Here is a 21893-nt window from a genome sequence, read left to right on the forward strand (position 1 = left end):
AGGTGACATATCCCATGGTATCCGCTCGTTCCATCACCTCCGGTTTTGCCCGTCGTGATTTATTGCGAATTTTGATTGCAGTTGCATTAAGTGGCAATGCTTATGGAGCGCAAGCCCGTGATGATATTCAGTTTAATACCGATGTGCTGGATACCAAGGATCGCGCTAATTTTGACCTGAGTCAGTTCTCCCAACGCGGCTACATCATGCCTGGGCACTATAACTTATTGGTTAGTATGAATAAGCAGGAGCTCAGCGAACAGCCGGTTGTGTTCTACGTCTCAGAAAAAGATCCTAATAAAAGTGAGGCGTGTTTAACACCCCAGTTAATTGAGTTGCTGGCATTGAAAGAAGACAGCTTCCAAAAGCTGACCTGGTCGCGTGATGGGGAGTGTCTCGATATCAGCAGCTTACCCGGTCTGACCGTGGAAGGTGATTTGGCGAAGTCAGCACTGCACCTGAGTGTGCCGCAAGCCTGGCTGGAATACAGCGAACCCGATTGGGATCCCCCTTCTCGTTGGGAGGATGGTATTCCCGGTGTGCTGTTCGATTACAACTTGTTAGGGCAATTGAACCGCCAGGAAACGAACAATACCAATAACAACTCGTTAAGCGGGAACGGGACCACCGGCGCTAACTTGGGTGCCTGGCGATTCCGTGCTGATTGGCAAACGCGGGTTGACCAATCATCGGGTTCATCGACTGAGCGTCAGTGGGATTGGAGCCGCTATTACGCCTATCGCGCTATCCCGAGTTTGGGTGCCAAGTTGACGTTGGGTGAAGATTTTCTGAACTCCGCCATCTTTGATAGCTTCCGCTTTAGCGGCGCTAGTCTGGCGACCGATGACAATATGTTACCGCCTAATTTGCGTGGCTATGCCCCTGAAATTACTGGTGTTGCCCGTACCAACGCGCGAGTTGTTGTGAGTCAGCAAGGGCGTGTGTTGAGTGAAACACTGGTCGCTGCCGGTCCTTTCCGTATTCAGAACTTGAACAGTTTTGTTTCCGGCACGCTGGATGTGCGGGTCGAGGAACTTGACGGACAAGTTCAACAATTCCAAGTGAATACCGCCAGTATTCCTTATCTGACCCGCCCTGGCATGGTGCGCTATCGCATGGCTGCCGGTAAGCCTTCGGATATCGGACATCGGTCTGAAGGGCCAGTATTTGGTACCGGGGAATTCTCCTGGGGGATCAATAGTGGCTGGTCATTGTTTGGTGGTGGGATCAGTGGTGAAAACGAATATCAAGCGGCATCCATCGGGGTTGGCCGTGATTTGATGGAATTTGGTGCCGTATCGGTTGATATGACCCAATCTTGGGCCAATTTACCCGAGCAAGGTACGTTGAGTGGCGGCTCTTACCGAGTCAACTATTCGAAAAACTTTCAGGAAACAGGCAGTCAGGTGACATTTGCGGGCTATCGCTTCTCTGAACGTAACTTTATGAGCATGACTGAATATCTCGATGCGCGTTATCGCAACAATGACGTGGGTGGCAATAAAGAGATGTACACCATCAGCTTCAACCAGCAATTTCAAGATCTGGGGCTGAGCGCGTATCTGAACTATAGCCATCAGACCTATTGGGATCGTTCGGCGAATGACCGCTATAACCTGTCGCTCTCGCGTTATTTTGATATCGGTAAAGTGAAAAACGTCAGTTTGACCTTCTCGGCTTACCGTAACCGCTATAACGAAAGCAATGACGATGGCGTGTATCTCTCCATGTCGATGCCGTTTGGTAACAGCGCAACAATCAGTTATAGCGCGACGGTGAGTGGTCGTGAACACAGTCAGCGAGTGGGTTATACCGATCGTCTGGATGCTCACAACAACTACCAGATCAATACCGGCGTAGCACGTAGCGGCGCGCTAGTCAGTGGTAACTATAACCACATAGGTAATAGTGCGGATATCAATGCCAACGCCAGCTATCAGGAAGGACAATACTCTTCTGTTGGTTTAGGTATTCAGGGCGGGGCAACTATCACCCCTGAAGGCGGGGCTTTGCATCGGGTTAATACCCTTGGCGGCACTCGCTTGTTACTCGATACCCAAGGGGTATCCGGCGTTCCGGTTCAGGGATATGGCTCATCGATACAGACCAACCAGTTTGGTAAAGCTGTGGTCGGTGATGTGAATAGCTACTACCGCAATCGGGCCAGTATAGATATCGATAACCTGGCAGACGATGTTGAAGCCAGAGGAACCATAGCCCAGGTCACATTGACTGAAGGTGCTATTGGTTATCGCCGCTTTAATGTGATTTCCGGCGAAAAAGCGATGGCCATGATACGTATGGCAGATGGCACATCACCGCCATTTGGGGCCACCGTGTTAAATGAAAATCAGCAAGAGACCGGCATTGTTAACGACGACGGTTCCACCTATCTCAGTGGGATCAAAGCCGGTGAAACCATGTCAGTACACTGGAATGGGAAGGCGCAATGCAGCATCACTCTGCCGCAGGCTCTTTCTCCAGCAATACTGGCGAATCTACTGTTGCCTTGCCAGCCAATAGCGACGGGGGATAAACCTCCGGTGTCGCAGTAGAAAGGTTTGGTAATGAACCTGCGGGTAACCGCCCGTTCAGCTAAGTGAAAACGATCGGCGCCACCAGGTTCTGACAAGATTAATTCGAAGGAAAAGGTAATGAAATTGAATAACAAACTGCGTATCACCGCGATTTTGGTGACGGCACTTATGGCTCAGCAAGCAACAGCAGCGATTGCACTGGACAGAACCCGGGCGATTCTTAATGGCGGCGATAAGTCGATCAGCTTGAACATCAGCAACCAGAATAAGGAGCTACCTTATCTGGCGCAGGGATGGATTGAAGATGAGCAGGGTAACAAAATCAATTCACCGTTGACGGTAGTTCCACCGGTTCAGCGAGTAGAGCCTGGCGCGATGAGTCAGTTAAAAATACAAAGCTTGCCTGCGGTGAGTCAGTTGGCGCAAGACCGGGAAACCTTGTTCTATTTTAACCTGCGTGAAATTCCACCGCGGTCGGACAAGCCAAATACTTTGCAGATTGCACTGCAAACGCGCATCAAACTTTTCTACCGCCCAGTTAGCATCGTGCCACAAAAGGCTGATATGTCGACACCTTGGCAAGAGAAGTTACAGCTGACTCGTCAGGGTGATCGTTATCAGGTTAATAACCCAACGCCGTATTACATCACGTTGGTCGATGCCAGTGACGGCAAAGCCGGGAAAACAGCAGCCGACTTCAAGCCGCTGATGATCGCACCAAAAGCGCAAAGCATGTTGGATGTCAGTGCCGCCGCATTGGGCAGCAAACCGGTACTAACTTATGTCAATGATTTTGGTGGTCGTCCCAAGCTGATCTTTAGCTGTTCGGGGAGCACGTGTTCTGTGGTTGAAAGCATCAAGTAACGGTGTATTTCAGGGCGCTGCATAAGAAGAATACTGGGCGGGTGTCAGGCTGAACGATGAATAAGGAATATGGGATGACTGTTGTTTGTAAGGGAATAGTTACCCGGCGGGCCATGACGTCCATCTTTGGGATGACAGCCATCGTAGGGACAGCGGCCGCAGTGATGGCTATGTTGTTTAGTAGCTCAGCATGGGCATTAAATAAGTCTGCGACAGTCAATGTCTCAGTCACTATTTTTGCCGCACCGCCTTGCGAGATTAACAGTAACAACACTATCAACGTTAATTTTGGCGATACCGTCCTGACATCAAATATTGATGGTAGCAACTACATACAGCCGGTGAATTATACGTTGAACTGTACTTCGGCCGCCTCTAATGCACTGAAATTAAGCATTAATGGTAATGGGGCAAATTTTGATACCAGTGTCTTGAAAACGAGTAATTCAGGTCTGGGGATCAAGTTGATACGTAATGGGCAGTCATTCCCACTGAATACGGCATCCAACTTTACTTATCCGAATGTTCCTGTATTGCAGGCGGTACCGGTTAAACAAACAAATGCAACGTTGAGCACGGGCTATTTTTCCGGCACAGCGACCCTGGTTGTGGAGTACCAGTAATGAAAATTAATTCACTGATTTCACGCTGTTCCATTGCGGTGGTACTGACTCTCGGCAGTACGTTGGCCTATGCGGACAACATGCTGTTCTCCGGCACATTAATTAATCCTCCACCCTGCGTGATTAACAATACCGGCACTATCCTTGTCGGTTTTGGCAATGATGTTCTGACTTCGCGGGTTGATGGCACTCAGTATATGCAGCCGGTGACCTATACATTGAATTGTACTGGGGCGGTATCCAATGCGCTGAAAATGACAATTAAAGGAAACGGTGCGGGTTTTGATTCCAGTGTCTTGAGCACGAATAATTCGGCGCTGGGGATCAAATTGCTACGTAATGATCAAGCATTGTCACTGAATAGTGCTTTCACCTTTTCCTATCCGACTATCCCGGTGCTGAAGGCCGTACCGGTCAAACAACCCGGTGCAACGTTGAGCGCGGGAGATTTTTACGGTACAGCGACCATGGTTGTGGAGTATCAGTAATGAAAAACGGATCACTGATATCGCGTTGTTCCATTGCGGTGGTACTGACACTGAGTAGCACGCTGGTGTATGCGGATGACGTATTGTTCACGGGGACATTAATTAACCCCGCCCCTTGTGTGATTAATGGGGGAAATACGATAGATGTGCCTTTCGGGGAAAATCTGGGCGTGAACAAGATTGATGGTATTAATTATACCCAGGATGTGCCTTACAGCATGACCTGCGAAACAACCAGTAGCAGTTTGGAATTAGGTCTAACGATTGTCAGTGCATCGGTTACTACATTTGACCCCGCAGCGATACAAACCGATGTTCAGGATCTGGGTATTCGTTTACTGAAAAACGGTGTTCCTTTTGCACTTAATACCCGTGTTGCTTATGACAAAAATAACCCACCGGTACTTAAGGCTGTACCTGTTAAAGCTGCTGGGGCAACATTAAGTGAAGGAAGTTTTGAGGCTACCGCTACTTTATTAGTGGATTATCAATAGGATCAAATGATGACTAATTTAAATCTGCTGATGCGCCGTGGGCGAGCTATTTTAAGTATTCTAATTCTGAATTTATTTTGGATGATACCGGTATCGGCCGCTGACAATATGCGTTTTCATGGCGCCTTGGTCGCAGAGCCTTGCACTATTCGTCCCGGTGATGAAGCTATTAGTTTGAATTTTGGCACTATCGTCGATAAATATCTGTATTCGAATCAGCGTACATCAGGCAAACAGTTTCAACTACATCTGGTCGATTGCGATATCAGCTTAGGTACGACAGCCAACATTGTATTTACTGGTAATGATAGTGTTAATTTACCAGGGTTATTGGCGGTTGATGGCAGTGATGTTGGAATCGCGATTGGTCTTGAAACAATGGCGGGGACACCTCTGTATCTGAATCAGTCGAGTGACGATATTGCACTTGATACAGGTAATAACGTTATTACCTTGAAAGCTTATGTTCGGGGTGAACCCGAGGCGATATCTCAACGTACTATTAAGCGCGGTGAGTTCAATGCGGTCGCAACATTTAATCTGCAATATTATTAATGGGATCTCCCCTCTAATCTTATTTCAATACGAATATGTTAACGCTGAAACTCATTATCAACAGCTTAAATGCCGATATGCGGATAGAGACAATGGAACTTAAACGAATGACAAAGCCTAATATGCGACTAAGTCATAAATATTGCTGGCTAATTGCTTGCGTACTGTTTTTATTTCCGCTTTATAGTCAGGCCAGTGCCTGGGTTTCGACACAAACGCGGGTAGGGCAACAATACCAAGGGACATTCTCTTGGCCGAGCGAAGAAATGCAGGGGACACTTTGTACTGCTGCATCTTGTTCTGTGGCGATATGTCACTACTCGACGGCGGCCAATGCTGAAATATGTGGTAACCCATCCAATGCCTTGACGCGAGTTATTGTTTCTCAAGGGGCAACGGCAGAGGTGATGAGAGCAGCCTTTATTGCTAAAAATGGGGTGTCGGGAAGTTGGAGTACTGTGACACCTGACCCATTGCGTGCGGCTGGTAGCTGCTTTGGTGTGATGTATTGGCAAGGTTCGAATGATGGTAATACCAGTGGTAGGGTTATTCCCGGCTCTTATTGTGGCGCTGTTCCACCGACCCCGGAAACCTGTGAAATCACCGGTGATGTCTATATCAATTATGGTTCACTTAATCAGCAAAATGTTGATGGTGCAATAAAAAGTGAGCCATTAAACATCAAATGTACGGTTAGCACATCGGTGATATTGACACTGGTAGGTGGCAAAAGTATCAATCTTGGACAAAACGGTAAACTGACTTCAACATTAAAAGTGTCAGGTCAAGACTTGTCCAGTGGTGTCACAGTCACCGCCCCCGTTGGGCAGACAGGTTTCCTGATTGAATCAACACTTCATTCGGTGGGATTACCTGATGCGGGTACGTTTAGTGGTAGTGGGGTGGTTATTATGTCCTACCTCTAAATACAAAATTATATGTACTCATTGGCTGAGTACATGATTATTGTGAATATAAAATAGCGTTTTAAATTCGCTACTTTTATATTCACAACTTGGGTTGCTTTACTGTTATTTAATTATAGCGGCGGGCTCCCGTGGCATTTATTTATATATTGGTTTAAATTAAATAAATGTTGTATTTTGGTTGTAATGTATTGCATTAATATAGTATAAATTCACTGCGTTAGATTAATTGGGTGTTGGCAATAAACCTGAAATTAAAAACGCATACTTCAATGGGCTATTAGATAATAGGCTATAAATTTTTATTTTCCTTTAAGGATTTTTCTCATGAAAAAAATGAACATGGCTGAAGCAAATACAATCGTTGGCGGTACTGGTGTAACTTGTAAAGATACTTATGAGTGGCTGTCAGGTAGTACTACTTTGACTTGCCAGGCTATTACTACTTGTACTGACAAGCACGGTAAAGTAACTAGCCGTACTGCTACAGCTACCAACATTGCTAACTGCAAATAAGATATAAATTAAGTATTCGTTAATTTTTATCGATATTTAATAGTATCCCAGGCAAGTGCGGGAGGGATTTCTGTACTTGCCTGATTTTTTAAAACTACCATCGATACTTAAATTCAAGAATTTTCGTATTAACTGAATATTAGAAAATTCATTTCTCGGACATAAATGTCATTTTACTCTGTTTATGTCTTACCTGAACTCTGATTGTGAATAGAACTAACTATGTCTACTGAAAAAAATATGTTTAGGAGTAAGGGATTCTTTATAGGCTACACACTGTTGGTTATCCTTATTTCTTCATTGATAACAACCGCTTATTTCCACTATTTCGTCCTCAATCAGGATGCGCAGGAAAGCTTGTTCGCTGTCAGTAGCAGCGACATTGAAAATAGCCCAATCAAAGACGATAAAAGCATTATCGAGATTTTCTCTTATGGCTGCCATTACTGCGCCATCAATGAAGAGAATGTCACCCAATTAGAAAACCGCATGCCAGAAGGGACGCGTTTTATCCGCCTGCATATCAGCAGTGATAAAACTACCGGTTTGGGGCGTTTTGCACCTATTTTCGCCACTTTATCCGTCATGGGTATTGAGCCGCAGCACCGCCAAAACGCATACAAAGCGGTACTGGAAGACAACATTGACCTGAGTGATAACAGCCAGCTCGAAACCTGGCTAAAAGCCAATAGCATTGATGTCGCCAAATATCAGCAAGTCAGCCAATCCGCTGAAGTGAAAGAGTTACTCGCCTATATGACGGCAGTGACTGCGCATTACAAGATAGACGCCACCCCGAGCTTTATTGTCGGCAAAAAATGGATAGCGTTGCAGGACAGGGAATTCCCTGCGTTCTCGGATCATCTCTTGTCATTACTCGAGCACGATAAGGCGCTGGAGAAATAATGAGACTGTTAGCCGTATGGAGCTATTTCGCCTGGAGAAACCAGCTCGATAAGCTGGCTTTGAGTGGGCGGTTACTTGCCCGCGGGCAGGCCAGGCTGGCTTGCTGGCTGTTACGGCACGGTGATTATCGTTTCTTACTGATGCTCGGTGCTTTGCGCCGGGCTTTAGGCTTGATGCCAAAGCGACAGAAGAATCTGGCGCGAGTGGCGGCGGCCAACAGCCAGTGTTTATTGAATGGTGACAATAGCCCATCAGCACAGAATTTTATGCGTACCGCCCAGCGCCGTCAGGTATTGGAGCTGGCGGCGACTTATGGTCAAAACCGGCGGGTTTTAGCTCAGTTAGCAGCATGTACTCAGCAGTTAGATAGCCAGGTTCGTGCACTGCATGAGGCCGGTTCACCGGTTATTTTAGCGCCGCTGCATATGGTTTCTGATGTGCTCGCCGGCATGGTGGGGGCTAATGCTTATCCGGGGCAGGCGACCGTGGTGGTATCAGCCAGTGCCGAGGCGTATGAAGAGCAGGCGCGGCAGATGGGCGGGGTGAATATTTCCTATTGTTCCATCCATGCTGACAGCCGTGCAATCGCCGGTAACCTGATGGAAGGCATCATGGAAGCGGCCGAGCATAAGCGCAATATTATGATTTTCCCGGATATTACGCCGGATTACACCGTCAATAACCAGATGGCTGAAACGGCAAAAATACCCTGCCAATTGTTCAACCGCCCAGCCAATTTACACAGTGGCATTATTCGCCTTGCCAGAGCACTTTCAGCGCAGGTGGTTTTTTATTATCTGTACTACGACAAAGAAATAAAAATAAATATTTATCCTGCACTTAGCGCGCGAGAAGTGAAAAGTAAATTACCCGAATTGATTGAAACATCAATGACGCAACATCCGCAAGATTGGCTGTTATGGCACTCACATTCGTTATTTTTTATTAACGAATAATGGCACTCATAAAGAATAGTAGAAAATGGAAAAGATAATCCCGACCCAAGTTTTTCAAAGCGAAACCAATGAATGCGGTTTAGCCTGTATTGCGATGCTGGCACAGACGCAAGGCATCAACGCGCCGTTGGAAAGCTTACGGGAGCGTTATCCTGCCTCGGCGCATGGCACATCATTGGCTACGCTTTGTACTATTTTATCTGAATTGGCGATACCCGCTTACCCTGTGGTGTTTGAACATCAGGAGCTGTCTGCCTTACCGCTGCCCGCCATTCTGCATTATGGCGCGAACCACTACGTGTTACTTGCTTACCGTAAAGGCAACTATGTCTGTGTGATGAATCCGGCAATCGGTCAGCAGTTGTTGCCAATGGATGCTTTGAAAGCGGAAATTAGCGGTTATGCCTTGGTGTTGGATCCAGAAACACCGGCAGACCCAGAGGCGGTGAAGAAAATTGAACACAGTACGCGATTAAGCGCACTGGACTGCATGAGCTTGAAAGAGACCGCCAGTGTTCGTGGCATCTACTGGCTGATGACACTGGCATTTTTGATCTCGCTGACACTGTTTATCATGCCGACCATGGTCAGTAGCGCCATTAATGACGTATTTTCTTCCGCGGGTGATAAAGACTTCCCCTATTTCTATTTCCTATTGGCTTTTGTGGTCTCAACGTCACTTGCTTTTTGCGTGCGATACATCACTGAGCGTTATATCAAACATTTTGTGGTGCTAAATAGTGTCGCCGGCTTCTCCCGTTTGCTCAGTCATTCGCTTAACTTTTTTGATAAACGCGCACCGGGTGATATTTTCAGCCGCTTCTCCAACTGGCAAATGGCGGCTACGCAAAAAATAGAACTGGATAACGGCCTGCGTACCGACTGGATAATTGGTGCTATTGCGCTGGCGGTGATGTGCTATATGAGTCCGGTGCTGGCGATGGTTTCTGCCGTCGGCGTGATGCTGATGGGGCTTATCAGTATTTGGGCCATCTACCGTGACCGTTATTACACCCAACAGTTACAAGTAAAAGGTGCTGAGCAAAGTGATTTTATTCTGGAAACCATTCAGGGATTTTCCACTATTAAATCAGCCGGTTTGGCCAGTCAACGCCAAGGGGTGTTTGCCGGTCTGGCACTTTCATTATTCAGTGCGTTACAGAAGAAGAAAATTTACGATCAGGTCAAAAATAGTCTGTATCAACTGATCGGCAGCCTGGAAATGGTGTTCTTTATGCTGTTGGCGTTGCCGTTGTTGAAGCAGGGGACGCTGAGTTTGGGGGAATTCTTTGCCTATAGCTTTGTCCGTGAGATCTTTACCTCGTATATCACCAAGATCTTCTATGCGATTTTGCAGAAAAACCAACTGCATGTCATTGATATCCGTGCCCGTGATCTGTTCCCTGCCGGGCAGGCAACACCCTCAACCAGCAGTTCACCGATTCCGCAGGCGATCCCGGCATTTACCCGCCAATTGGTCTATCAGAATATCCGTTTTGCCTATGACGCCAGTCAGCCGGTATTGCGCAATTTGTCGCTGTCACTGACGCGCGGGCAAAGTGTGGCGATCATCGGGGAATCTGGTGCGGGCAAAAGTACTTTGTTGAAAGTGATGGCGGGGTTGATGCCACCACAGCAAGGGCAGGTATTGGTGGATGGGGAGCCGGTAGATTTTCAGCAGGCCCATGCCTTGTTCTTCCTGCAAAGCCAGGAAGATATCCTGTTTAATGCCTCGGTATTACAAAACATCACTTTGTTTGATGGGCATGTCGATGCTGAAAAACGTCAACGTATTGAACGTTCACTCCAAGGGCTGCAATTAACCCCGGTTATCGATAAGTTGCCCGGTGGCCTCAGCGCTTTGGTACGTGAAAGCCATGCCGCACTCTCTTTAGGCCAGCGTCAGCGGTTATTGCTGGCCAGAGCGATGTACAGCGATTGCCCGGTATTGGTGTTAGATGAACCTACAGCCAATCTGGATGAAGACACCGCCCATCAGGTGATGCAGACCTTATTGGCACATTGCCGGGAATATCAGAAAACACTGATCACCGTGACACACAGTGAAAGTGTCTTACCCATGTTTGACAGTGTTTTCCGCTTAAATGACGGTCAGTTGGCGCGTTTTGCGCAATCTGCGGCATTAAGCCGCCTGACACCGGTTGCAGGTTAATCATGCGTATAAACATAGTGAACAACAGACCACGGTTACTCCTGATCCTGCTTATTACACTGCTGTTAGTTATCGGCGGTGGGGTAGTGCTGTGGCTATCTAATAGCGAGCAGGACGTACCGCAATTAACCGAAACTATTGGTCGCGGTGATATCGAACGAAACGTCATGGCAACCGGCAGCTTAAAACCCTCATTGCAGGTGAATGTTGGCGCACAGGTCAACGGACAGCTAACCAAACTCTATGTTAAACAGGGCGATCGCGTCACTCGTGGCCAATTGTTAGCTGAAATAGACCCGACCTTGCAGCAAAACGAGTTACGTAAATCGGAAGCTGAATTACAGAGCGCGCAGGCACAAAAGCAGGCGAGCCAAGCGTTGTTACGCCAATATCTACTTGAATTTCGCCGTCAACAGACTTTGGCAACGGAAGGTTCTGGTGTGAAAAGTGCGCTAGAAAAAGCGCAGGCGCAATACGACAGCCAGTTAGCACAATTGCACGTTAACGAAGCGCAAATTGTGCAAAGCCAAATGTCACTGGAAACCGCCAAAGCCAATCTGGGTTTTACCCGCATCATGGCGCCGATTGACGGCGAAGTACTGGGGATTGTCACCAAAGAGGGGCAAACCATTGTTTCCTCGCAAACTGTGCCGACAATTTTGGTGCTGGCGAATGTCGATACCATGACGGTTCACACCCGTATTTCAGAAACCGATATTCTCAAAGTCAGCGTTGGGCAGCCGCTATGGTTCTATGTGGTCGCTGACCCCGAGCGCCGCTATGAGAGCCGGATGGATGCTATTCAGGAAGCGTCGGCAGAAAGCTTACGCGAAGAGAGTTCCGGCACATCTAACAGTCAGCAACCTTCTGCCGTCTATTACAACGGCATATTCAGCATTGCCAACCGTGAGCGACTATTGCGCACATCAATGACGGCGCAGGTATTCATTATCACCGCGCAGGCGAAAAATGTGTTGCGAGTACCGCTGTCAGCGCTGGGGAGTCAACAGTCAGATAAACGCTATCAGGTTCAGGTCATCCAAGGCAAACAAACGGTGGTTCGTGAGGTATTGCTCGGTCTGTGTAATGATCAATATGCCGAAGTAAAAGAAGGATTACAGCCAGGTGATCAGGTGGTGCTAATGGGTGCACCTTCGGGAGTCACCAATGCGCGCTAATACCGTTGATTCTCCATGTCCGTTGATCGAACTTAATGGCATTTATCGCCATTTTGCGTCGGGTAGCCAATCGGTCGCGGTCCTTAAAGATATCTCGCTGTCTATTGGTAGCGGCGAAATGGTGGCGATCATCGGTGCTTCCGGGTCAGGTAAATCGACGCTAATGAATATCATTGGTTGTCTTGATAAGCCAACACAGGGGGAGATGTCGATTCATAACATCTCTACCCGGCAGGCCAGCAGTGAGCAACTGGCGCAATTAAGAAGCCAGTACATCGGTTTTATTTTTCAGCGCTACCACCTGATGCCATATCTGACGGCAACGGAGAATGTGGTCATTCCGGCACTTTACACTGCTATGCCATCTGCTGAGCGTCAGGAGCGTGCGACCTATTTATTGCGCCGCTTAGGTCTTGGTCAGCATCTGTTACACAAACCAGCACAGCTCTCGGGCGGGCAACAGCAGCGTGTCAGTATTGCCCGCGCTCTGATGAATGGTGCCGGTATTATTTTGGCCGATGAGCCGACCGGTGCGCTCGACAAAGCCAGTGGGCAAGAGTTGATGGGAATATTGCATGGCCTGCATCAGTCCGGCCACACCATTATTATCGTGACCCATGATCGTAATATCGCTAATCAGGCCCAGCGCATTATTGAGATAAGCGACGGTGAAATCATTGCTGATCGCCATAATGAGGCATCTGAGACAGAGGCTGTTCACGCCGCGTTACCCGCCACACTGGCAACGGGTCGGCCACACTGGTGGTTGAGTGTCAGGGAAGCTATCAAAATGGCCTGGCGCTCACTGCTCGGGCATCGCATCCGTGCTTTCTTATCGATGTTGGGCATCATTATCGGCATCTCATCGGTGGTCTCTTCCATGGCGGTGGGCGAAGGTGCGCGTCAAGAAATTCTAAGTGAAATCAGTCAACTGGGTACCAGTAATCTGGATATTCGTCCCGGATTGGGCTGGGATAAACCGCGCCCTGATTTTGAGCGCGCACTCACGCAGGCAGATGTGGCATTACTTAGCCAACAACCCTATGTCGATAGCTTGTCACCGGTGGTGAGCAAGATGGTTGCCGCGGTGCGTGGCGACAAACAAGTGATGATTTCGCTCTCTGGGGTCAGTAACGGTTTCTTTCAAGTAAAAGGGCTGAGTTTTACTGTGGGTGATGGTTTTACCCAGCACCACGTCAATGCGCGTGAGCCGGTGGTTATCTTGCAACCTGAGCTCAGTGACACCCTGTTTGCTGTCGGGGAAAATCCGATTGGCGAAATTGTTCAACTCGATGGTATTCCTCTGCGGGTGATCGGGGTCGCCAAGCGTAATGGTTCGTCATTTGGCGGGTTATTGGCCGCCTGGATGCCTTATACCTCACTCACCGAGCGCATTTCAGGTGATATTCCACTCGAATCAATCACCGTGCGGGTACGTGAGGGTTACAACCTGAATGAGGTGCAGCGCGAGGTTGAAACGCTGCTGGATATGGCCCACGGCCAGCGGGACTTTTTCATTCTGAGCAATGACCAGATGAGCAAAGCGATTCAGAAAACCTCTGATTCGATGACATTGTTAATCACCTCCATTGCCGCGATTTCGTTGCTGGTGGGTGGGGTCGGGGTGATGAATATTATGCTGGTGTCGGTGACTGAACGGACCCATGAAATTGGTATTCGCTTGTCAGTTGGTGCTCGCCCCAGCGACATCATGATCCAGTTTCTGATTGAGGCGGTGGTTATCTGTACTCTCGGCGGCTTGATTGGGATTATCGGTTCGGCACTGGCGGGGGTGATTTTCTCGTGGGTTACCCAAGAATTTACCCTAATTTTCACCTGGCCGCCGTTAGTGCTGGCGTGCAGTTTCTCTGCGCTTATCGGGCTAGGGTTTGGTTTTTTCCCGGCGCGCAATGCCGCCCGTTTGCACCCAACCGAGGCACTGGCACGAGAATGAGCAGACTGATTAATGTAGGACTTATCATGCTGCTGTTAACCGGCTGCGGTTCATTACTGAAAAGCGATTATCAGCGCCCCATGCTGTCGGTTCCCGAGGAGTGGCGGGTTAAAGATACCGGCGGGGGTTACCTGCATCACAGTGTGCACTGGTGGGAAAATTTCGATGATCCACAGCTGTCTGACAGCATCAGTCGCATGTTGGTCAGTAATAATGACTTAGCTGCTGCTGGCCTGAAATTACAGCAGGCGCGCCTGACGGCAGGGCTGACCAATACCAATTTGACACCGGATATCACCATGACCGGTGCGGGCAGTAATACCCGTTCGTTGAATGAAAATACCCAGCCGCGAGAAAGCTATAGCACCTCGCTTGGTCTGAGTTACGAGCTGGATTTGTGGGGCAAACTGGCCCGCGCCCGTGAGCAATCTGCCTGGCTGGTCAATGCGACCGAACAGGATCGACAAGAAACTGCGCTGTCACTGATTGGGACCACTGCGGATCTCTATTGGCAGATTGCTAAATTTAACCAGCAGTTGGGCTACCAACAGGCGGCGTTGGCTATTTCGCAAGATACGCTCAACATTGTGCGCTCGCGTCTGGCGGCGGGGGATGCCAGTGAAATTGAACTATTGCAGGCACAACAAGCCCTGCTGGATAGACAAAATCAGTATCAAAATCTCGAACAACTGCGGGAAGCTGCACGTAATGCCATGGCACTGCTGTTTAACCGCGCGCCTGATTATCGTCAGGCCGAACGCAAGTCATTGGATTTACAACAGCAAGTTGCGATAGCGGAAAGTTTACCGTTACAGGTGATTGCTCAACGGCCTGATGTGCAGGCTGCCGAATGGCGCTTGCGTGCAGCCTTGGCCGGATCTGATGTTGCCAAGCTGAATTTCTACCCGACCCTTTCGCTAGGAGCGAGTTTAGATGCCGGCAGCGCGGTGTTTTCACAATGGTTTAGCAACCCGAGCCGGACACTCAGTGTCAACAGCGCACTGCCTTTCCTCCAGTGGAACACTGTGCAGCTCACCATCGAGCAGTCAAAGCTGGAAGTGAAATTGGCGGCCATCGAGTTTCGCAGCAAGGTATATAGCGCCTTGAAAGATGTCGATGACGCGATGACGGCACGGCTGAGCTATCAGCAACAAAAACAGAATCAGTGGCAAAACCTGCAACTCAGCCAACGTCGGTTAATCCTGACCAACAGCCAATATCAAGCCGGTGCCGTCTCATTTCAGACCTTACTGGATGCGCAGGATGCCCTGCTGACCAGTGAAACCAATTTGCTCGAACTTCAATATAACTACCTAAATGCCACCATGAAACTGTGGTTGGCACTAGGGGGTGGTGTTGATAACAGCAGGGAAAGTAAAGGAATTAAATCATGACAAATACAAATAAACAGCGCCGCGTGGTGGTAACCGGCTATGGCAGCGTGACCCCGATGGGCATGACGGCACAGCAGAGCTGGGCGGCGATTATGGACTATCAATTGGGTTATCGTTATTACGATAAATCTGAGCAGGGTATCAAGTCGCGCTTTTTTGGTTTGCTTGATGCTGAGCCGAATCTGAAATCAGTGCCTGCGGCTATCCGCCGCCGCCTACCGCGTTATGCCCGTTTGGTACTGGCGGCAGCGAAAGAGGCGATGGGGATGGCCTTCGCCGAGCAATCTCCCGAGGCTCATTATGACTTGTTGGACTGCGGAACCATCATTGGTAGCGGTTGGGCGGGGCAGGATGAAACACATGATAACTATGAAGGTTATCTGGCAACCGGGCTGGGTACGCCTTTTGGCTGCTTCCTCTCAATGCCTAATGCGGGCACTGCGGCGTGCAGCCTGTACTGGGGGTTACGCGGCTATCAGAACTCCCCGATTGCTGCCTGCGCTACCGGGACCATAGCCATCGGTGATGCATTTGAAATTATCCGTAGTGGTCGGGCGTCAATGATGCTGGCAGGGGCGGGTGAATCATTGCGCAGCGATGCCGCAGTATGGAATATCGATATTCTGGGTGCACTGGCGCGCGAGCAAGACGATATCACCAAAGCCAGTTGCCCGTTTAGTTTGGATCGCAACGGCTTTGTGCTGTCTGAAGGTGCGGCGGTACTGTGCCTGGAAGAACGAGAAGGTGCGATTGCACGCGGTGCGACCATCCTCGGTGAGATCAAAGGTTACGGTAACTACTCTGATGCATTTGATTTCACCGCACCGGCGGAAGATCGGGTGGCGCGGGTGAAGACTATCCGTCACGCCTTGCAACAGGCCGGTTTGAGTGCTGATGAGATTGATTATGTGAACTTGCACGGCACCTCGACCCAGCTTAACGACCTCAATGAGACTCAGGCCATTAAACAGGCCTTTGGCGATGCGGCTTATACCACGCCACTGTCCAGCACCAAATCTTATTCCGGCCATCTGATTGCGGCGGCGGGCAGTTTTGAATCCATTATCTGTCTGCAAGCGCTTGAGCATCAGATAATGCCCGCCACCTGTAATTTGAAAAATGCTGATCCACAGTGCGATCTTGATTACATCAGCGAGGGGCATCGACCTAAAGTACTGCGCAATACCCTAAACCTGAGTTTCGGTTTTGGTGGCGCCAATGCCGCCTTGGTTATCGGGCTGGATTGAGCATGATATTCAACTACACCCTCAGTGATGCACAGCGTTGGGCTGCGTTTTCCGGCGATTACAATCCGATCCATTTTGATCTGCAACATGCACAACGGTTCGGCCAACAGGCACTTACCGTACATGGTATGCGTGCGATGTTAGATATCAAATATCAGCTCAGTGCTGGGTTATTACCCTGCTTGCCTGCAACGGATTTTCTGCGTTTTAACACCCGTTTACGTCAGCCGGTTCTGTGCAACACCCCCTACTACCTGCAACTCGAGCAAGGGGCAGGGCAAGCCAGTGGCAATCTGGTGGATATTGGCAGCGGCGAAAACTGTTTTAACAGCAAATTGCGCAGCGCACCGGCGTTGGTATTGTCAGAAAGCGAGCATTGGTCGGTCCTCTCGGCGGATAACCTTCATCAGTTAAGCCAACAGTATCCAGGAGATGCCACGCAACCATCTGAATGTTGGGGGTTTTTCGATGCATTGCTGTTTAAATTATTAGTCGCCGCCCCACAAACACTGGCCACCGCTAAACAGGTGTTACCGGGCATTCAGGCTGACACCTTGATTGATGTCTTTAAGCATGTGCCAGTCATCCAGACTCACCATGACGTGCATTTCAGTGCTGAATTTATGGGCGTCAATAACCCAAATTTATTTGTCCGTGGCGCATTGCGCTACAGCATCGAGCCAACACTTATTGTCGGTAATGCCGATGATGGGTGGGTATTGCGCGCCGCTATTCAGGCCCGCTTAGATGCTGGGGCATTAATTACCACCGCTGTAACATTAAAAACGTGGCCATTAGCCGCGCACTAAATAAGGATAAGACCATGGAAAAGTATCAACACGTCTATGACACCGTTTGTGAAATGTTATCTGACGCCAAAGATCTGGAAATGTCGGCATTGTCACCGGATATGCCGCTGCATCAGCTAAAACTCGACAGCCTTGATTATGTCGAACTGATGGTGCTGGCAAAGCGCGAATTCGGGGCGACGCTGAATGCGGAAATGTTTATGGAAAATCCAGATATGACTTTAGGCGAGCTTTGCCAGAAGTTGGCAGAACAGAAGAAATAATATTATGAGTAGGCAATGGGTATTAATTACCGGTGGCAGTCGTGGTATTGGCCGTGCTTTGGTCGAAGAACTGGCCAAAGAGTGGAATGTGGTCTTTACCTGGCGCAGTGGTGAGCAACAGAGTCACGATGTGATAGCAAGCTGTGCGGGCCTGCCCGGCTGGGTAACCCACTATCGTTGTGATGGTAGCGACGAAGCGGATGTCGACCACCTCGCGCCACAACTGCTGGCGAAGTATGGTGCGCCCGGCGCGGTAATCCATAATGCGGGTATTACTGGTGATGGCCTGCATATTCAGCAAAATGGCGATAACTGGCGCAATGTGATGAACACCAATTTGAACGCTATCTTCTATTGGAATAAGCACCTATTGCCGCCGATGATCATGCAGGGCGAGGGCGCAGTTTTGCTGATGTCGTCGGTAACCGCTAGCAAAGGCAATGTCGGGCAGAGCGCATATGGTGCCAGTAAAGCCGCAATGATTGGCCTTGGCCGCTCATTGGCGCTGGAGATGGGACGTTTTGGTATCCGGGTTAATTGCCTGCTGCCGGGGATAATCGACAGCGATATGACGCGCGCGATGCCTGCCGATGCCTTAAAAGGCTTGCGTAAACAGATACCACTACGGCGTTTAGGTGATGCGCAAGAAGTCGCCCGTGTCAGTGCTTTTATGATAGGCAATGACAGCCGCTATATGACCGGGCAAACACTGGTATTGGACGGCGGATTGACCGCCTAATTCAGGTTGCCTGTTCAAATGCACTTGGCCTGATCCCATCCTGAATTTCGTATGGATGGCGGGCAAAATCCCACTTTTCGCGGTGTTGTTATCCACGTATTTGTCGGGTAATCGGGGGGCCAGCCCCCCTTTATATCGTAGGTCGACATATCGTAAGTCGACACAGGATAACGGCGGTTACACCCAACCCTTGGTGCGGAACATTTTTAGCACCGAGACAAAGGCCATCATCTCTTCCGGCGTCCCTAACGTGAGGCGGTTCCAACCCACAGCGGGGGGAAATTCACGCCCGACAAACACGTGATATTGTTTCATGCGGTTTTGATAGGTTTTCACATCCCCGTTCACCTGATGAAAAACAAAGTTCGCCTGTGACGGAACATAGGATAATTTCAGTTCGTCCAGGGTCTGAGTAACAATTCGACGCGCCTGATCGGCTGACTGGCGGCTGTATTGTACAAAGGCTTTGTCTTGCAACGAGGCTAAAGCCGCCGCTGCGCCGGCGGTATTGGTGTTATCCAGCGAAACAAAATTTTCCACCGCGGCTATCAGTTCTGGATGCGCGATACCATAACCTACCCGAAGGCCCGCTAGCGCGTAAATTTTGGAGAATGTCCGAGTAACCAACAGATTTTTGTGGCCGGCTTGAACCAGCCCGATAGCACTGCGAAATGCAGGATCGCTGACAAACTCGGCATAAGCCTCGTCGATGATAAACAAGGTTTCCGGTGAGGCATTTTTAATCCAGGCTTCAATAAGGTTTGCCGGGGTAATGGTCGCGGTAGGGTTATTCGGATTACACAGATAGACGATTGAACGCCCTTTGAAGCTGGCGACTTTCTGCTGCATTACAGGCAGGTCAAATGCCATTTCTTTGGTCAGAACGACTTTCTCAATGGGAATGCCAAAAGGCTTGGCATAGAGTTCGGCGTAGTTAAATGTAGGGTCCGGCACCACGAGCTGGATTGGTGTATTCGCAAGTTCAGCCTGGCGGATAACCGCTTGAATGACTGCCTGAATCGTCTCTGATGAGCCATTCCCCAGCGAGATATTCTCAGTTTTGAGTTGGTATTGTGTGGCGATATTAGCAATCAATTGTTCGCGGGCAGCATCGGGGTAGCGAAATGCAGTCGGCAACGCGGCGATAATCGCCTGATGCGCTTTGGGTGACATTCCTAACGAGTTTTCATTAAAATTCAACAGCAGTGGCTGCTGTTCAGTAGGGATCAGCGGTTGTGCGTTTATCTTAGAACTTTTGGCCTGAGCCGTTGAAATAAAGTTACCCAGTGTTAATCCGCCCAGTAATAGACCGGATGATTTTAAAAGTGTACGACGATCCATGCTAACTTCCCCTGTATACCCCTTTACTTGTAGTTATAGGTGTATTAGCGACGTTCACTCACCCGAATGGCTTACTGACGTAAGTTGAACTGGATTAATGAGCCTTTTGAGATTCACCCTACGGGCATGGCATACATGCTGTTCAAATCAGTTCATAACCGATTTTCCCTTCATCTACCGCTCACCTGCAACTACAACTTCTTTGGGTATAACGCTCTGTTACATTTAGTTATAAGTGGGATGAGCATAGCCTGAGGCCTTATTTTTAAGCAATATCTTTTATCATAAACTCATTTTTTACCAGTAACTTACAAGATTATTCTTATCACTATCGGCGAATTCAATTTAGTTTGGGCTATTGGCTATTCATGGCGAAGATATCCGTTACCAAATGGATAATAGCCCCTCAACATCCAGCCGGTATTGCGGGGGGGAATACTCGTTATTGACGCGGAATATATCCCCCTATCGGCCTTTCCCGACCCGTCATCGTGATGCTGCTCACAATAATTTGTGCAGTTGCCTAAAAAAACACGTCTTTATTGCCAATTTTGCAGCCAATCTCCTAATGACTAATGCAGGGTTATCTTCAATACTGGTAAGGTGAAATGACATTCCATTTAAATAGATCCGATGTTTTATTATTTTAAGTGAGTTAAATAATCATAAAAAATAGGGGTTTACTGCGTTAACTGACCAGAGACTCAATGAATTATAAAGGCAGGTAATCAGGTGAAAATAATATCAGTAGATGTAACCGTTTTTTCTTATCCGACCCGGCGTGTTTCTGATACCGCAGGGCACTCGCATCCAGGCGCAGAGTCCTTAGCCAAAATGGCCATGCTGACGCTGACCACTGACGAAGGTGATTGCGGTTATGCATTTGCACCACCGGAAGTGATTCGCCCGCACATCGTCAATAGCTTCTTTAAAAAAGTTCTGATTGGGCAAAACCCGTTTGACCGCGAACGGTTATGGAATGATCTGGTGCATTGGCAGCGCGGCAGTGCCAATCAGTTAACCGACCGGGCGCTGGCCATTGCCGAGCAAGCCATTTGGGATTTGTTGGGGCGCAAACTGGGTCAGCCAGTCTATAAATTGCTGGGCGGATATCGCGACAAAGTATTGGCTTACGGTAGCACCATGTGTGGTGATGAGTTAGCTGATGGATTGTCGACCCCGGATGAGTATGCGCGTTTTGCCGAGCAACTGGTCGCCCGTGGCTATAAGGGGATTAAGCTGCATACCTGGATGCCGCCAGTCTCTTTTGCGCCAAGTCCGCAGATGGATGTTCGTGCTTGTGCGGCGGTGCGTGAAGCCGTCGGCCCGGATATTGCTCTGATGCTGGATGGCTACCATTGGTACAGCCGCAGTGATGCCCTCTATATTGGTCGCGAACTGCAAAAACTTAATTTCAGTTGGTTCGAAGAGCCGATGGAAGAGCAGAGCATGGCCTCTTACTGCTGGCTGCGGGAAAACCTGCAAATTGACATTATCGGACCTGAAAGTCTGGCCGGTAAATACTTTAGCCGTGCTGATTGGGTGAAGGCCGGTGCCTGCGATATTTTACGCGCTGGCGTCCAAGGCGTGGGCGGTATCACACCTTGTCTGAAAGTGGCTCATCTGGCGGAATCGTTCGGCATGGATTGTGAAATCCACGGCAATGGTGCGCCGAATCTGGCGGTAGTCGGTGCAATCCGTAACTGTCGTTGGTATGAGCGTGGGTTGTTGCATCCATTCCTGGATTATGACGAGCCTGCCGCGTATCTCAACAGCATCATTGACCCGATGGACAGTGATGGCTATGTCTCTCTGCCGACGAGAGCAGGCTTGGGCGAAGATATTAATTTCGATTATATCGCCGCCAATACCCTTAGTGCTTGAAGCCGCGGCAGTGCGAGCTGCCTACCTGCGACTCCAATCACTTTGG

At 49.0% G+C, this 21893-nt stretch carries 20 protein-coding genes; 19 read left to right on the forward strand and 1 reads right to left on the reverse strand.

Going from position 1 to position 21893, the window contains the following annotated elements; genetic code table 11:
• The first annotated feature begins 14 nt into the window (after positions 1–14).
• The 18 genes from V1956_RS06570 (at position 15) to V1956_RS06655 (ending at position 18622) form a co-directional block, all read left to right on the forward strand.
• Positions 15–2555 carry an outer membrane usher protein gene (locus tag V1956_RS06570; protein WP_442824926.1) on the forward strand — a complete coding sequence of 847 codons (2541 nt, stop codon included), beginning with the start codon at positions 15–17 and terminating at the stop codon, positions 2553–2555.
• Between the two features lie 99 nt (positions 2556–2654).
• Positions 2655–3401: a fimbria/pilus periplasmic chaperone gene (locus V1956_RS06575; protein ID WP_372568708.1), complete on the forward strand. Its 747-nt coding sequence runs from the start codon at positions 2655–2657 to the stop codon at positions 3399–3401.
• Positions 3402–3475: 74 nt separating this feature from the next.
• Entirely contained in the window at positions 3476–4024 is a 549-nt protein-coding gene (locus V1956_RS06580) for a fimbrial protein (RefSeq protein WP_442825785.1), read from the forward strand.
• Entirely contained in the window at positions 4024–4512 is a 489-nt protein-coding gene (locus V1956_RS06585; RefSeq protein ID WP_083160371.1) for a fimbrial protein, read from the forward strand. Before V1956_RS06580 ends, V1956_RS06585 begins: the two co-directional genes overlap by 1 nt.
• Positions 4512–5006 (forward strand): fimbrial protein, encoded by a 495-nt coding sequence (locus tag V1956_RS06590; RefSeq protein WP_372558071.1) that lies wholly within the window; start codon positions 4512–4514, stop codon positions 5004–5006. The genes V1956_RS06585 and V1956_RS06590 overlap by 1 nt, the downstream gene beginning before the upstream one ends.
• Before the next feature lie 9 nt (positions 5007–5015).
• On the forward strand, positions 5016–5561 hold the full coding sequence (locus tag V1956_RS06595) for a fimbrial protein (protein ID WP_083160367.1): 546 nt from the start codon (positions 5016–5018) through the stop codon (positions 5559–5561).
• Between the two features lie 92 nt (positions 5562–5653).
• Positions 5654–6487: an MrpH family fimbial adhesin gene (locus tag V1956_RS06600; RefSeq protein WP_372558072.1), complete on the forward strand. Its 834-nt coding sequence runs from the start codon at positions 5654–5656 to the stop codon at positions 6485–6487.
• A 327-nt stretch (positions 6488–6814) separates the two neighbouring features.
• Positions 6815–7003 (forward strand): DUF4762 family protein, encoded by a 189-nt coding sequence (locus tag V1956_RS06605; RefSeq protein WP_372558073.1) that lies wholly within the window; start codon positions 6815–6817, stop codon positions 7001–7003.
• A 279-nt stretch (positions 7004–7282) separates the two neighbouring features.
• On the forward strand, positions 7283–7909 hold the full coding sequence (locus tag V1956_RS06610; RefSeq protein ID WP_372559827.1) for a DsbA family protein: 627 nt from the start codon (positions 7283–7285) through the stop codon (positions 7907–7909).
• Positions 7909–8865 carry an ABC transporter gene (locus V1956_RS06615; protein WP_372558074.1) on the forward strand — a complete coding sequence of 319 codons (957 nt, stop codon included), beginning with the start codon at positions 7909–7911 and terminating at the stop codon, positions 8863–8865. The genes V1956_RS06610 and V1956_RS06615 overlap by 1 nt, the downstream gene beginning before the upstream one ends.
• Before the next feature lie 25 nt (positions 8866–8890).
• Positions 8891–11038 carry a peptidase domain-containing ABC transporter gene (locus V1956_RS06620; RefSeq protein WP_372558075.1) on the forward strand — a complete coding sequence of 716 codons (2148 nt, stop codon included), beginning with the start codon at positions 8891–8893 and terminating at the stop codon, positions 11036–11038.
• Positions 11039–11040: 2 nt separating this feature from the next.
• Positions 11041–12216, forward strand: a complete 1176-nt coding sequence (locus V1956_RS06625) for an efflux RND transporter periplasmic adaptor subunit (RefSeq protein WP_442824927.1) — start codon at positions 11041–11043, stop codon at positions 12214–12216.
• Positions 12206–14170 (forward strand): ABC transporter permease, encoded by a 1965-nt coding sequence (locus tag V1956_RS06630; RefSeq protein ID WP_420071414.1) that lies wholly within the window; start codon positions 12206–12208, stop codon positions 14168–14170. The genes V1956_RS06625 and V1956_RS06630 overlap by 11 nt, the downstream gene beginning before the upstream one ends.
• Entirely contained in the window at positions 14167–15564 is a 1398-nt protein-coding gene (locus V1956_RS06635; RefSeq protein WP_442824928.1) for an efflux transporter outer membrane subunit, read from the forward strand. The genes V1956_RS06630 and V1956_RS06635 overlap by 4 nt, the downstream gene beginning before the upstream one ends.
• Complete coding sequence (locus V1956_RS06640) at positions 15561–16811, forward strand: beta-ketoacyl-[acyl-carrier-protein] synthase family protein (protein WP_372558079.1); 1251 nt, start codon at positions 15561–15563, stop codon at positions 16809–16811. Before V1956_RS06635 ends, V1956_RS06640 begins: the two co-directional genes overlap by 4 nt.
• Positions 16812–16813: 2 nt before the next feature.
• On the forward strand, positions 16814–17620 hold the full coding sequence (locus V1956_RS06645; protein ID WP_372558080.1) for a hypothetical protein: 807 nt from the start codon (positions 16814–16816) through the stop codon (positions 17618–17620).
• Between the two features lie 14 nt (positions 17621–17634).
• Positions 17635–17883: an acyl carrier protein gene (locus tag V1956_RS06650; protein ID WP_042568505.1), complete on the forward strand. Its 249-nt coding sequence runs from the start codon at positions 17635–17637 to the stop codon at positions 17881–17883.
• A 4-nt stretch (positions 17884–17887) separates the two neighbouring features.
• Entirely contained in the window at positions 17888–18622 is a 735-nt protein-coding gene (locus V1956_RS06655) for an SDR family NAD(P)-dependent oxidoreductase (RefSeq protein WP_372558081.1), read from the forward strand.
• 177 nt (positions 18623–18799) lie between these two features.
• On the opposite strand, the gene V1956_RS06660 is transcribed toward V1956_RS06655, so the two are convergent.
• Positions 18800–19963 (reverse strand): pyridoxal phosphate-dependent aminotransferase, encoded by a 1164-nt coding sequence (locus V1956_RS06660; protein ID WP_372558082.1) that lies wholly within the window; start codon positions 19961–19963, stop codon positions 18800–18802.
• A 732-nt stretch (positions 19964–20695) separates the two neighbouring features.
• Here V1956_RS06660 and V1956_RS06665 point away from each other — a divergent pair.
• Positions 20696–21847 carry a mandelate racemase family protein gene (locus V1956_RS06665; RefSeq protein WP_372558083.1) on the forward strand — a complete coding sequence of 384 codons (1152 nt, stop codon included), beginning with the start codon at positions 20696–20698 and terminating at the stop codon, positions 21845–21847.
• The last annotated feature ends 46 nt before the right edge of the window (positions 21848–21893 follow it).

It is taken from the genome of Yersinia sp. 2540 StPb PI (genome assembly GCF_052217165.1).
Taxonomy (GTDB): Bacteria; Pseudomonadota; Gammaproteobacteria; order Enterobacterales; family Enterobacteriaceae; genus Yersinia; species Yersinia enterocolitica_E.

Bases quoted from the DNA above. Each gene is read 5' to 3' on its own strand.
- V1956_RS06595 (WP_083160367.1), top strand. From the start codon at position 5,016: ATGACTAATTTAAATCTGCTGATGCGCCGTGGGCGAGCTATTTTAAGT.
- V1956_RS06650 (WP_042568505.1), top strand. From the start codon at position 17,635: ATGGAAAAGTATCAACACGTCTATGACACCGTTTGTGAAATGTTATCT.
- V1956_RS06575 (WP_372568708.1), top strand. From the start codon at position 2,655: ATGAAATTGAATAACAAACTGCGTATCACCGCGATTTTGGTGACGGCA.
- V1956_RS06615 (WP_372558074.1), top strand. From the start codon at position 7,909: ATGAGACTGTTAGCCGTATGGAGCTATTTCGCCTGGAGAAACCAGCTC.
- V1956_RS06655 (WP_372558081.1), top strand. From the start codon at position 17,888: ATGAGTAGGCAATGGGTATTAATTACCGGTGGCAGTCGTGGTATTGGC.
- V1956_RS06580 (WP_442825785.1), top strand. From the start codon at position 3,476: ATGACTGTTGTTTGTAAGGGAATAGTTACCCGGCGGGCCATGACGTCC.
- V1956_RS06630 (WP_420071414.1), top strand. From the start codon at position 12,206: ATGCGCGCTAATACCGTTGATTCTCCATGTCCGTTGATCGAACTTAAT.
- V1956_RS06645 (WP_372558080.1), top strand. From the start codon at position 16,814: ATGATATTCAACTACACCCTCAGTGATGCACAGCGTTGGGCTGCGTTT.
- V1956_RS06570 (WP_442824926.1), top strand. From the start codon at position 15: ATGGTATCCGCTCGTTCCATCACCTCCGGTTTTGCCCGTCGTGATTTA.
- V1956_RS06605 (WP_372558073.1), top strand. From the start codon at position 6,815: ATGAAAAAAATGAACATGGCTGAAGCAAATACAATCGTTGGCGGTACT.
- V1956_RS06585 (WP_083160371.1), top strand. From the start codon at position 4,024: ATGAAAATTAATTCACTGATTTCACGCTGTTCCATTGCGGTGGTACTG.
- V1956_RS06600 (WP_372558072.1), top strand. From the start codon at position 5,654: ATGGAACTTAAACGAATGACAAAGCCTAATATGCGACTAAGTCATAAA.
- V1956_RS06625 (WP_442824927.1), top strand. From the start codon at position 11,041: ATGCGTATAAACATAGTGAACAACAGACCACGGTTACTCCTGATCCTG.
- V1956_RS06590 (WP_372558071.1), top strand. From the start codon at position 4,512: ATGAAAAACGGATCACTGATATCGCGTTGTTCCATTGCGGTGGTACTG.
- V1956_RS06635 (WP_442824928.1), top strand. From the start codon at position 14,167: ATGAGCAGACTGATTAATGTAGGACTTATCATGCTGCTGTTAACCGGC.
- V1956_RS06640 (WP_372558079.1), top strand. From the start codon at position 15,561: ATGACAAATACAAATAAACAGCGCCGCGTGGTGGTAACCGGCTATGGC.
- V1956_RS06660 (WP_372558082.1), bottom strand. From the start codon at position 19,963: ATGGATCGTCGTACACTTTTAAAATCATCCGGTCTATTACTGGGCGGA.
- V1956_RS06620 (WP_372558075.1), top strand. From the start codon at position 8,891: ATGGAAAAGATAATCCCGACCCAAGTTTTTCAAAGCGAAACCAATGAA.